A 10983-nucleotide genomic window follows, 5' to 3' on the forward strand; every position below is an offset into this window, starting at 1 on the left:
GGCTGATCCTGGCCACCACCCTCATCAGTGCGGGCAACGCCATCATCCGCAAAGTTTTTGGCACCAGCTCCAACGCTTGGCTGGAGATCCAGTGGTACCTGTTCGCTGCGGTCTTCATGCTCGGCAGTGGATACGCCTTCCTGCGCAACGCGCATGTGCGCATCGACTTCATCTCCTCCAAATTCAGCGCCCGCGGCCGCAACTGGGTCGACATCGGCGGCATCATCCTTTTCGTGTTCCCGCTGTGCGGCATGCTGGTGTACGAGGGCTGGCCCCTGTTCCAGCAGGCGCTGCAAAGCGGCGAAATGTCGTCCAACTCGGGCGGTCTGATCCGCTGGCCGGTGTACGCGCTGGTGCCCTTCGGCTTCATCCTGCTGTTCGTGCAGAGCCTGAGCGAGCTGATCAAGCGCATCGCTTTCCTCACGGGCGACGGTCCTGACGTGCTGGCCCACGGCGGCCCGAGCGACGAAGAGCTCATGGCCCAGCGGCTGCTGGAAGAAGAACAGCAGCGCCTCAAGGCGGCGCAGTAAGGGAGCACACGGATCATGGAATTCATCGCAAGCAACTTCGTCCCGCTGATGTTCGGTGGGCTGCTGGTCTTCCTGCTGTCGGGTTTCCCGGTGGCTTTCTCGCTGGCCGCCACCGGCCTGTTCTTCGGGCTGATCGGCATGGAAGCCGGTCTGTTCCCCGACAACCTGTTCCAGGCGCTGCCGCTGCGGGTCATCGGCATCATGCAGAACGACACCCTGCTGGCCATCCCGTTCTTCACCTTCATGGGCATCATCCTGGAGCGCAGCCGAATGGCAGAGGACCTGCTGGAGACCGTGGCCCAGGTGTTCGGCCCGGTGCGCGGTGGTCTGGCCGTGGCCGTGATCCTGGTGGGCGCGCTGCTGGCGGCCACCACCGGTGTGGTCGCCGCGGCTGTCATCTCCATGGGCCTGATCTCGCTGCCCATCATGCTGCGCTACGGCTACAACCGGACGATTGCCACCGGCACCATCACCGCGTCGGGCACACTGGCGCAGGCCATCCCCCCGTCGCTGGTGCTGATCGTGCTGGCCGACCAGCTCGGCCGTTCGGTGGGCGACATGTACGCCGGCGGTCTGGTCCCGGGCCTGATGCTGGTGGGCCTGTACCTGGCCTTCGTCGCGGCTGTCGCCATCCTCAAGCCCGACTGGGTGCCCGCCTTGCCGGCCGAAGCCCGCATCTACAACCAGCCCGACGGCAGCAGCGGTCACCGTTCATTGGTGGTGCTGCTGGTGGTCTGTGGCCTGGCCAGCTACGCCTGGTCGCAGGTGCACGAGTCCATCATCAACCCCTGGATCGGCCGCGACACGCCCCCGGCAACGGACGAAGTGGTCATCCTGTCCATCACCGTGGGTTCGCTGCTGGCCCTGGCGCTGGCGCTGATCAACCGCGTCACCCGCATGGGCCTGCTGTCCCGTCTGGGCGAGCAAGTGACCTTCGTGCTGATCCCGCCGCTGGTGCTGATCTTCCTGGTGCTGGGCACCATCTTCCTGGGCATTGCCACGCCGACCGAAGGCGGCGCCATGGGCGCACTGGGCGCGCTGATCATGGCCGGCTCACGCCGCCGCCTGGGCGTTGACCTGCTCAAGCAGGCGCTGGAGAACACCACCAAGCTGGCGATTTTCGTGCTGTTCATCCTGATCGGCTCCACGGTGTTCAGCTTCACCTTCAATGCGGCCGACGGCCACATCTGGGTTGAGCACCTGTTTGCCAAGTTGCCGGGCGGCCAGCTGGGCTTCCTGATCGTGGTCAACCTGCTGGTGTTCGTGCTGGGCATGTTCATCGATTTCTTCGAAATCGCGTTCATCGTCATCCCGCTGCTGGCGCCGGTGGCCGAAAAGCTGGGCATTGACCTGATCTGGTTCGGCATCATCATCGCCATGAACCTGCAGACCTCGTTCCTGACGCCGCCGTTCGGCTTTGCGTTGTTCTACTTGCGCTCGGTGGCCGCCCGCAGCGACTACACCGACCACGTGACCAAGCAGCGCATCCCGGCCGTGACCACGGCGCAGATCTACAAAGGCTCGATCGCCTTCATCATCCTGCAGCTGATGATGGTGGCGGCGGTCATCACCTACCCGACGCTGGTCACCAGCCATCTGGGCGCGAAGGTCGAGGTCAACGAGCAACAGGTCAACGACATGCTCAACCAGATGCCGGGCCTGGAGGGCGCGGCGCCGGGTGAAGGCGAGACCGATCCGACCGCGGGCATGGAAGGCGCCAGCGTCCCCGCCGTGCCGGGCGCAGAGCCTGCCGCCGCCGAGGACGATCCGACCAAGGCGCTGGAAGAGGCCGCCAAGGAAGCCAAGCCCGCCAACTGATGCCGACCACGCCCATGCAGATCGACGTCAAGATCCTCGACCCGCGCATGGCCGGCCAGCTGCCGGCCTACGCCACCCCCGGCAGCGCCGGGCTGGACCTGCGCGCCTGCCTGGACGCGCCGCTGACCCTAGCGCCCAACGCCTGGCAGCTGGTTCCGACCGGCCTGGCCATCCACCTGGCCGACCCGGGCTATGCCGCCATGCTGCTGCCGCGCTCGGGTCTGGGCCACAAGCACGGCATCGTGCTGGGCAACCTGGTCGGTCTGATCGACAGCGACTACCAGGGCCAGCTCATGGTGAGCGCCTGGAACCGCAGCGACGTGGCCTTCACCATCGAACCCATGGAGCGCATCGCGCAAATGCTCATCGTCCCGGTGGTGCAGGCCACTTTCAACGTGGTGGACGACTTTGCTGCCGCCAGCGAGCGCGGTGCTGGCGGTTACGGTTCGACTGGCACGCGCTGACCGAGCGCAAGCGGGACCCGCAACGAAAAAGGGCTGCGTGAGCAGCCCTTTTTTCTCGTGAAAACAAACGGTTTCAGTGCAGGGTGGGGCGCACGGCGTCGGCTACGCCCTCGCCGCCATCGACCTGCATGCGAAAGAAGCCCGTGCCCAGCGTGCCGCGGCCCACTTCTGTCACGTCGGCTTCGCGCACGGCGTGCACCTTGAGCTGGATGCGCAGCGCCATGCCGGCCAGCGGGTGGTTGCCGTCCAGCACCACGTGGTCCGGGTAAATGTCGCTGATGAAATACAGCCGGTCCTTGGGGGCGGCCGGGTTGCAGCCCTCGGGCAGGCCTTCAAAGCCCATGCCTTCTTCGATGTGTTCTGGGAAGAGGTGGCGCGGTTCCAGAAACAGCAGCCGGTCGTCGTAGTCGCCAAACGCGTTCTGCGGCTCCAGCTGCAGCTCCAGCGAGTCGCCGGGCTCATGTCCCTGCAGCGCCTGTTCCAGGCTGGCCAGCAGGTCGTTGCCGCCCACCAGGAATTCGACCGGTTCGTCGAGCGTGTCCAGCTCTTCACCCAGGGTGTCCTTGAGCGTCCAGGTCAGTGCCACGACGCATTGTTCCGTGATTTTCATCCGACAATTGTCCCATGACCTCTGCCCGACCTTCCAGCACCCCCAGCCCCGCCGACACCCCGCGCCAGATGCTCGGCGGCCTCTCGCCCCAACAGTTCATGCGCCGCCACTGGCAGAAAAAGCCACTGCTCATCCGCAACGCGTTCCCTGGCTTCCAGCCGCTGCTCAGCCGGCCGGAACTGTTCGCGCTGGCGGCGCAGGAGTCGGTCGAATCGCGTCTGATCGTGCACAAGCCCAGCGGCTGGACCCTCAAGCACGGCCCTTTTGCCCGCACCGCCTTCCCGCCGTTCAAGCAGCCGCGCTGGTCATTGCTGGTGCAAGGGGTGGACCTGCATCTGGACGCTGCGCACGAGCTGCTCGGCCGCTTCCGCTTCGTGCCCGACGCGCGGTTGGACGACCTCATGATCTCCTGGGCCAGCGACGGTGGTGGCGTGGGGCCGCACTTCGACAGCTACGACGTCTTCCTGCTGCAGGCCAGCGGCCAGCGCCTGTGGCGCATCGGCCGTCAGAAAGACCTGTCGCTCGAACCCGACGTGCCGCTCAAGATCCTGAGCCACTTCGAGCCCGAAGAAGAGCACCTGCTGGGCCCCGGTGACATGCTCTACCTGCCGCCGCGCTGGGCGCACGACGGCATCGCGGTCGGTGACGACTGCATGACCTATTCCATGGGTTTTCGCGTGCCGCAGCGCGGCGGCCTGGCCGGCGAACTGCTGCAGCGCATGGCCGACGAATTCGACGACGCGACGCTGTACCGCGACCCCGACCAAGCCGCCACCGCCACGCCGGCGGCCATGCCGCCCGCGCTGGAGGCCTTCGCAGCCGACGGCTTGCAGCGCCTGCTGGCGCAGCGCACCTCGCTGGCCTGTGCGCTGGGCGAGGTGATGACCGAGCCCAAGCCCCGCGTGTGGTTCGACGAGCCGGGTCACGACTGGACTCCGGGCGCCGTGGCCCTGGACCGGCGCACCCGCATGATGTACGACGACAAGCACGTCTTCATCAACGGCGAGAGCTTCCGCGCCGGCGGTGCCGACGCCCGCCTGATGCGCGCCCTGGCCGATCAACGTTCGCTCAGCGCCGCCCGGGTGCAGCGCGCCAGCCACGACGCGCAAGCCTTGCTGCAGGACTGGTTTGAAGCCGGCTGGCTGCACCGTTCTCTGGCCGGTTGAACCCCGCACCGCGAGCCGAGCCATGACCGGGCCTGAACCTTCCGTGCCGCCACTGCCCGAGGGGCGTTTTGTCGGACGTCAGGCTTTTGTCGGTTTGGTGCGGCAAGCGATCGAATGCGCAGCCCGCGAGGGCTGGTCCAGCCTGTGGCTCAGCGATGCCGACTTTGCCGACTGGCCGCTGGGCGAGCGCGCCGTGGTGGAGGCTTTCAACGCCTGGGCGGGGAGAGGACGCCAGCTGCGCCTGCTGGCGCAGGACTACGGTCCGGTGCGCCTGCAGCACCCGCGTTTTGTGCAGTGGCGCACCACCTGGGCGCATCTGGTGGAAGCGCAGGTCTGGCCCAGTGCCGCGGCGGGTGAAATCCCCAGCGCCATCTGGTCCCCTGGCTGGTCGCTGGAGCGACTGGACCCCCTGCGCTGCGCGGGTGTGAGCAGCTTGGACAGTGTGCGCCGCGTCGCCCTGCGCGAGCGGCTGGACGCTGCCTGGCACCGCGGCGGGCCTGGGTTCGCGGCTTCCGTGCTGGGGCTTTGAGGGTTCGTCGGGCGAGATTTTGTTTTTTTGCAACAGTTCCGTGTGTGCAAAAGAAAAAGTAGATGAGGGTAAATACGGATGCAGCGAAAACAGTATGATCGTGGGCTAGTCTGAAGACCGGGAACAAAGCGGTTGGTTGGACTGGGTCAGCCAGGCCTGGATGCGTCATTCGGGCTTTTTTTTGGCTGCATCAAGGTTTCGTTAGTTAGTTTGTTTCACTTCATCCATTGGAATCATTGCCATGAACAAGACCCTCGTGATCGCCAGCCTGTTCGCCGCCGTTGCCCTGTCCGCCTGCGGCAAGAAGGAAGAAGCCCCCGTGGCCGCTCCTGCTGCCACGGAAGCGCCTGCTGCTGCTCCCGCCGCTGCTGCTCCCGCCGCCACCGACGCTGCTGCCACCCCGACCGTGGCTGACACCGCCGCTGCCGCTGTGACCGCTACCGCCGCTGCTGCTGACGCCGCTGGCGCTGCTGCTGGTGCCGCTGCTGCCGCCGCCGGCGCTGCTGCTGACGCTGCCAAGGCTGCTGTCAAGCCCGCTCAGTAATTGCTGCTGGGCTTCGGGCCTCACGGCCCGGACATGAAAAAGCCGCTGTGCAGACAGCGGCTTTTTTGTTGTCTGCTCGCTCATCGTGGGCGGGCACAGAAAAGGCCCTTTCGGGCCTTTTTTATTTGAGGTCGTCGGCCAGCACCTGCACGATGCGCTGGGCCGTGGCCGATGCGTCGGGCTGGCCCTGCGCGTCCAGCACCGACACGGTGCTGCGGTTGTCACCGGCGGACTTCACCAGCACGCGGTATTTGACGGGTGCCACGCTGGTCTTGTCGCTGCTGAACAGGCGTGAGAAAAAGCCCGGCTGCTCCGCTGCTTTGGTGTCCGCCACGTAGCGCACGAAATACACGCCCTGCGCACGGTCGCGGTCCTCGACCGTGAAGCCGCTGCGGTCCAGCGACAGGCCCACACGGCGCCAGGCACGGTCGAAGCCGTCGTCCAGTTGCACCACTTGCTGGTTGTTCACCGTGGCCACGCGGGCGGAGGCCTGGACCGGCACGTTGGCTGCGAGGGCGGCCTGGGCCTGCACTTCGCTGGCGCCGAGCTTGAGCATGAGGCGACGCAAGAACTCGTTTTCCAATGCCGGGTCGGCCTTGCGCGGCTGCCAGATCGTCTGGTCCTTGCTGGCGCTGGTGTAGACCTCTTCCATGCTGCGGTGTGAGATGTAGATCTCGGTGCCACCAGCGGCGTTGCGCTCCAGGCGGGTGCGGAACTTGTCGCGCTCGCCGGTGGAGTACAGGCTCTCGAACACCTTGCCAACGGTGCGGCGGATGATGTCCTGCGGCAGCTTGGCGCGGTTTTCGGCCCAGTCCGTTTCCATGATGCCCAGTGGCTGCTGTTCGACGGTGAGCAGGAAGCCGTTGTCCTGCCAGAAGTCCTTGACCGGGCTCCACAGCTTGTCGGCCGGGCGGTCGACCACCAGCCAGCGCTGGTCGCCCGAGCGCTCGATGCGCACGTCGCCCACACGGCTGGCGGCCGTGGTGTCGGTCGCTGCGCTGGCGGGCTGGGCGGTCTGGTAGCCGCTGGCCGTGACCACCGAGCCCGGCACCTGGTAGCGCGAGTCGCGGCTGAGCTGGGTCAGGTCGGGCGGGATGTCCAGCGTGCTGGTCTGCTTGGCGCTCTTGTAGTCGATCTTCTCTTCCTGCAGCACGCTGCAGCCCGAGGCGAGCAAGGCCGCTGCGGCGATCAGGCCCAGGCGGGCGAAGGGGGGCAGGGTGCGGGTGTGGTGCATGAGGAAGACTTGTCGGTGCGTGGAGCGGTAAGCGCTGAAAGGATCAGGCCATCAGGCCGCTGGATTGGAGCGCGCCTTCGACCAGGGGTTCCAGCGAACGGGTCATGGGGGTCAGCGGCAGGCGCATGGTTTCGCCGCACAGGCCCATGCGGGCCATGGCCCACTTGAGCGGGATGGGGTTGGCTTCCACGAACAGGTTCTTGTGCACCGGCAGCAGGCGCAACTGGATGTCCATGGCCTTGCGCACGTCGCCGGCGATGGCGGCCAAGCAAAGCTCGTGCATCAGGCGCGGCGCGACGTTGGCCGTCACGCTGATGTTGCCCTGGCCGCCACAGAGCATGAGCGCCACCGCGGTCGGGTCGTCACCGGAGTAGATGGCGAAGCCTTCGGGGGCTTCGCGGATCAGCCACTGCGCGCGTTCGATGTTGCCGGTGGCTTCCTTGATGCCGACGATGCCGGGCACGGTCGCCAGGCGCAGGGCCGTTTCCACCGACATGTCGGCCACGCTGCGGCCGGGCACGTTGTAGAGGATGACGGGCAGGTCGCCGGTGGCTTCGGCGATGGCCTTGAAGTGCTGGTACTGGCCTTCTTGCGTCGGCTTGTTGTAGTAGGGCACCACCTGCAGCTGGCAGTCGGCGCCGACCTTGCGGGCGAACTTGGCCAGCTCGATCGCTTCGGCCGTGGAATTGGCGCCGCAACCGGCCATGATGGGCACGCGTTTGGCCGCCTGTTCGACCGACACGCGGATGATCTCGCAGTGTTCTTCGACGCTGACGGTGGGCGATTCGCCGGTGGTGCCGACCACGCCGATGCAGTCGGTGCCTTCGGCGATGTGCCAGTCGATCAGCTTGCGCAGGGTGGGGTAGTCGACGCTGCCGTCGGGGTGGAAGGGCGTGACGAGGGCAACGATGCTGCCGGTGATGGTCTTCATGTGTTCGGACTCGGTTCAGGAGCGCCGCCCGGCGGCGCGAATGGTTGTGTCGATCCGGCGCGCAGGCGCGAATCGCACATTCTACCCAGCGGCACCCAGCGCAAACCGGGCCGGCAGGGCGTCAGCCGCCGGGCGTTTTCGCACCGCCACGATGCGCTGCACGAAGCGCTCCGGGGGCGCGAGGAAGCCATTTTCGTAGGCCACGGTGTGCAGGCCGGCGCAGGCCTGCAGCAGTTCGCCGGGCTGCAGCAGAAAGTCGGGCCGAGAGGGTTTGCCCACCGTTTCATTGCCCGCGGCAAAGGTTTCGTAGATCAGCACGCCGCCCTCGGCCACGCTGTCCACGATGACCGGCAGCAAGGCCCTCCAGAGGTAGTTCGTCACCACCACCGCGTCGAAGCGTTCACCGGCAAAAGGCCAGGGGCCGTTTTCGATGTCGGCCTGCATCGCCCGGCCAACCCCGGCGACCGCTGCGATGGCCTCAGGCGAGCGGTCCACGCCCGTCACTGCATGGCCGCGGCTGGCGAACCAGCGCAGGTGGCGGCCATGACCGCAGGCCACGTCGAGCACGGTGCCGTCGGCGGGGACCAGATGCGACCAGCGCTGGACCCAGGCGGAAGGGGCTTCGGTGCCGTGCATCAGAAACAGCTCCAGAGCTGGTCGGCCAGGCTGCGCAGGAAGTCGGGCCGCAGGTACAGGGACAGCGTGCCCAGCAGGGCCAGCGTCACGCCGCTCCAAGCCAGCAGCTTGAACGCCAGCGGCCTGTTCACGCGGCGGCTCCCGCGCGCAGCGGTGCGCGGCTGATGGGCGATTCGCGCACCGGCAGGTTGATCAGCGCCGCGAACACGCCCAGCGCGATCGAGATGTACCAGACGATGTCGTAGCTGCCGGTGCGGTCGTACAGGAACCCGCCCAGCCAGACACCCATGAAGCTGCCGATCTGGTGGCTGAAGAAGACGAAGCCGCCCAGCATGGACATGTGGGCCACGCCGAAGATTTGCGCCAGCACCGCGTTGGTGGGCGGAACGGTGGACAGCCACAGCACGCCCATGACGGCGGCGAACACATAGACGCTGGCTGGCGACAGCGGCACGACCAGGAAGATGCTGATGGCCACCGCCCGCGTCAGGTAAATGAAGGCCAGGATGTGACGCTTGGCCAGGCGCTGGCCCAGGGCCCCTGCGGCGTAGGTGCCGAACACATTGAACAGGCCGATCAGCGCCAGCGCGGTGCTGGCCACCTGCGGCGAGAGGCCGTGGTCCTTGAGGTAGCTGGGCATGTGCACGCCGATGAACACGACCTGGAAACCGCAGACGAAGTAGCCGGCCATCAATAGCTGGAAGCTGCGGTAGCCGAAGGCCTCGCGCAGCGCCTGGGCAATCGTCTGCTCGCGCTTGGGGGCCGCACCGCCGACGAAGCCCGGCTCGCGCAGGAACAGCGCCAGCGGCATGATGAGCAGCACCGCGGCGCCCAGCACCAGCAAAGCCTCCTGCCAGCCGAAGGAGCTGATCAGCCAGCCTTCCACCGGGACCATGAGGAACTGGCCGAAGGAGCCCGCCGCCGCCGCCACGCCCATGGCCCAGGAGCGCTTTTCGGCCGGGATCTGCCGGCCGATCACGCCGTAGACCACGGCGTAGGTGGTGCCAGCCTGGGCCGCGCCGATCAGCACGCCCGCGGTGAGGGCGAACAGCCCCGGCGTGGGCGACAGCGCCATGCCCACCAGGCCCAGTCCGTACAGCACGGCGCCCACCAGCAGCACACGGAAGGCGCCGAACCGGTCGGCCGCCATGCCGGCGAAGATGCCGAACAGGCCCCAGGACAGGTTCTGGATGGCCAGGGCGAAGGCAAAATTCTCACGCGTCCAGCCCATGGTTTGCGTGATCGGTTGCAGCCAGAGGCCAAAGCCGTGGCGCACGCCCATGGACAGGGTGACGATGGCAGCGCCGCAGGCGAGCACCTGCAGGGCGGAAAGGCGGGGTTGTGCGGCAGAAGACATCCGGCGACTGTAGCCAATCCGGCCACCGCGCGCAGGCGCCGGGGCGACCCGTGGCGATGAATTCGGCGCCCGCCACTGATGCGGCGCGCGCATCAACCGAGCGTCATCTGTTTATCCATACAGTCTTTGTGCGCTGCACCCTTACAATCCGCCGCCATGGCAACCCAAAACAGCGACTATTCCGAAGGCTCGATCCGCGTCCTCAAGGGTCTGGAGCCGGTCAAGCAGCGGCCGGGCATGTACACCCGCACCGACAACCCGCTGCACATCATCCAAGAGGTGCTGGACAACGCGGCCGACGAGGCGCTGGCGGGGTTCGGCAAAAAGATCAAGGTCACGCTGCACACCGACGGCTCGGTGAGCGTGGAAGACGACGGCCGCGGCATCCCCTTCGGCCTGCACCCGGAAGAGAAGGCACCTGTGGTCGAACTGGTGTTCACCCGCCTGCACGCGGGCGGCAAGTTCGACAAGGGCAAGGGCGGTGCCTACAGCTTCTCGGGCGGCCTGCACGGCGTGGGCGTGAGCGTGACCAACGCGCTGTCGACCCGGCTGGAAGTGACCTGCTTCCGTGACGGCCAGGTGGCCAAGCTGGCCTTCGGCGCCGGTGACGTGATCGAGCCGCTGGTCATCAGCCCCAAGGGCGAGGGCGACCGCAAGCAGGGCACGACGGTGCGCGCCTGGCCCGACGCGAAGTACTTCGATTCGCCCGCGCTGCCACTGGGCGAACTGACCCACCTGCTGCGCAGCAAGGCGGTGCTGATGCCCGGCGTGCAGGTCACGCTGGTCAACGAAAAGACCAAGGACAGCCAGGTCTGGCAGTACAAGGGCGGCCTGCGCGACTACCTGGCGCAGACGCTGAGCGCCGACCCGGTGATCCCGCTGTTCGAGGGCGAGGGCTACGCCGACGCCAAGGACGACAGCTTTGCCGACGGCGAAGGCGCGGCCTGGGCCGTGGCCTTCACCGAAGACGGCCAGCCGGTGCGCGAGAGCTACGTCAACCTGATCCCCACCAGCGCCGGCGGCACGCACGACAGCGGCCTGCGCGATGGCCTGTTCCAGGCGGTCAAGGCCTTCATCGAGATGCACGCGCTGCTGCCCAAGGGCGTGAAGCTGCTGCCCGAAGACGTGTTCGCCCGTGCCAGCTATGTGCTGAGCGCCAAGGTG

Annotated in this window: 13 protein-coding genes; 7 read left to right on the forward strand and 6 right to left on the reverse strand. The window is 67.0% G+C overall.

Features of this window, described 5'->3' with window-relative positions:
- The 3 genes from ACR2JA_RS07970 to dut all read left to right on the forward strand — a co-directional run.
- Nucleotides 1–530, forward strand: a 530-nt coding sequence (locus ACR2JA_RS07970) for a TRAP transporter small permease subunit (protein ID WP_434008562.1), incomplete at its 5' end; no start/stop codon positions are given.
- 15 nt (nt 531–545) lie between these two features.
- Complete coding sequence (locus ACR2JA_RS07975; protein ID WP_434008563.1) at nt 546–2348, forward strand: TRAP transporter large permease; 1803 nt, start codon at nt 546–548, stop codon at nt 2346–2348.
- Between the two features lie 14 nt (nt 2349–2362).
- The gene (gene dut / locus ACR2JA_RS07980) at nt 2363–2812 is read left to right on the forward strand and encodes a dUTP diphosphatase (protein ID WP_434008574.1); all 450 of its coding nucleotides are present in this window, start codon (nt 2363–2365) and stop codon (nt 2810–2812) included.
- A gap of 73 nt (nt 2813–2885) precedes the next feature.
- Here dut and ACR2JA_RS07985 read toward each other — a convergent pair whose 3' ends face one another.
- Entirely contained in the window at nt 2886–3422 is a 537-nt protein-coding gene (locus tag ACR2JA_RS07985; RefSeq protein WP_434008564.1) for an FKBP-type peptidyl-prolyl cis-trans isomerase, read from the reverse strand.
- Between the two features lie 14 nt (nt 3423–3436).
- On the opposite strand from ACR2JA_RS07985, the gene ACR2JA_RS07990 reads away from it, so the two are divergent.
- The 3 genes from ACR2JA_RS07990 to ACR2JA_RS08000 all read left to right on the forward strand — a co-directional run bounded on the left by ACR2JA_RS07990 (nt 3437) and on the right by ACR2JA_RS08000 (nt 5661).
- Nucleotides 3437–4588 carry a JmjC domain-containing protein gene (locus tag ACR2JA_RS07990; protein ID WP_434008565.1) on the forward strand — a complete coding sequence of 384 codons (1152 nt, stop codon included), beginning with the start codon at nt 3437–3439 and terminating at the stop codon, nt 4586–4588.
- Between the two features lie 22 nt (nt 4589–4610).
- Nucleotides 4611–5117, forward strand: a complete 507-nt coding sequence (locus ACR2JA_RS07995; protein WP_434008566.1) for a hypothetical protein — start codon at nt 4611–4613, stop codon at nt 5115–5117.
- Nucleotides 5118–5358: 241 nt separating this feature from the next.
- Complete coding sequence (locus tag ACR2JA_RS08000; RefSeq protein ID WP_434008567.1) at nt 5359–5661, forward strand: hypothetical protein; 303 nt, start codon at nt 5359–5361, stop codon at nt 5659–5661.
- Nucleotides 5662–5782: 121 nt separating this feature from the next.
- Here ACR2JA_RS08000 and bamC read toward each other — a convergent pair whose 3' ends face one another.
- The 5 genes from bamC to ACR2JA_RS08025 all read right to left on the reverse strand — a co-directional run bounded on the left by bamC (nt 5783) and on the right by ACR2JA_RS08025 (nt 9819).
- Complete coding sequence (bamC, locus tag ACR2JA_RS08005; protein WP_434008568.1) at nt 5783–6895, reverse strand: outer membrane protein assembly factor BamC; 1113 nt, start codon at nt 6893–6895, stop codon at nt 5783–5785.
- Between the two features lie 43 nt (nt 6896–6938).
- Nucleotides 6939–7826 (reverse strand): 4-hydroxy-tetrahydrodipicolinate synthase, encoded by an 888-nt coding sequence (gene dapA, locus ACR2JA_RS08010; RefSeq protein ID WP_434008569.1) that lies wholly within the window; start codon nt 7824–7826, stop codon nt 6939–6941.
- A gap of 81 nt (nt 7827–7907) precedes the next feature.
- A complete protein-coding gene (locus ACR2JA_RS08015; protein WP_434008570.1) occupies nt 7908–8462 on the reverse strand; it encodes a class I SAM-dependent methyltransferase in 555 nt (184 codons plus the stop codon).
- Complete coding sequence (locus ACR2JA_RS08020; protein ID WP_434008571.1) at nt 8462–8593, reverse strand: hypothetical protein; 132 nt, start codon at nt 8591–8593, stop codon at nt 8462–8464. Before ACR2JA_RS08020 ends, ACR2JA_RS08015 begins: the two co-directional genes overlap by 1 nt.
- Nucleotides 8590–9819: an MFS transporter gene (locus ACR2JA_RS08025; RefSeq protein WP_434008572.1), complete on the reverse strand. Its 1230-nt coding sequence runs from the start codon at nt 9817–9819 to the stop codon at nt 8590–8592. The genes ACR2JA_RS08020 and ACR2JA_RS08025 overlap by 4 nt, the downstream gene beginning before the upstream one ends.
- Nucleotides 9820–9975: 156 nt before the next feature.
- Here ACR2JA_RS08025 and ACR2JA_RS08030 point away from each other — a divergent pair.
- Nucleotides 9976–10983: ATP-binding protein (locus tag ACR2JA_RS08030; RefSeq protein ID WP_434008573.1), on the forward strand; the 1008-nt coding region annotated here is incomplete at its 3' end.

The sequence above is a fragment of the Hydrogenophaga sp. genome (assembly GCF_051007235.1).
GTDB lineage: Bacteria > Pseudomonadota > Gammaproteobacteria > Burkholderiales > Burkholderiaceae_C > Hydrogenophaga.

Coding starts and splice junctions, on each gene's coding strand:
- ACR2JA_RS07975 (WP_434008563.1), top strand. CDS start 546: ATGGAATTCATCGCAAGCAACTTCGTCCCGCTGATGTTCGGTGGGCTG.
- dut (WP_434008574.1), top strand. CDS start 2,363: ATGCAGATCGACGTCAAGATCCTCGACCCGCGCATGGCCGGCCAGCTG.
- ACR2JA_RS07985 (WP_434008564.1), bottom strand. CDS start 3,422: ATGAAAATCACGGAACAATGCGTCGTGGCACTGACCTGGACGCTCAAG.
- ACR2JA_RS07990 (WP_434008565.1), top strand. CDS start 3,437: ATGACCTCTGCCCGACCTTCCAGCACCCCCAGCCCCGCCGACACCCCG.
- ACR2JA_RS07995 (WP_434008566.1), top strand. CDS start 4,611: ATGACCGGGCCTGAACCTTCCGTGCCGCCACTGCCCGAGGGGCGTTTT.
- ACR2JA_RS08000 (WP_434008567.1), top strand. CDS start 5,359: ATGAACAAGACCCTCGTGATCGCCAGCCTGTTCGCCGCCGTTGCCCTG.
- bamC (WP_434008568.1), bottom strand. CDS start 6,895: ATGCACCACACCCGCACCCTGCCCCCCTTCGCCCGCCTGGGCCTGATC.
- dapA (WP_434008569.1), bottom strand. CDS start 7,826: ATGAAGACCATCACCGGCAGCATCGTTGCCCTCGTCACGCCCTTCCAC.
- ACR2JA_RS08015 (WP_434008570.1), bottom strand. CDS start 8,462: ATGCACGGCACCGAAGCCCCTTCCGCCTGGGTCCAGCGCTGGTCGCAT.
- ACR2JA_RS08025 (WP_434008572.1), bottom strand. CDS start 9,819: ATGTCTTCTGCCGCACAACCCCGCCTTTCCGCCCTGCAGGTGCTCGCC.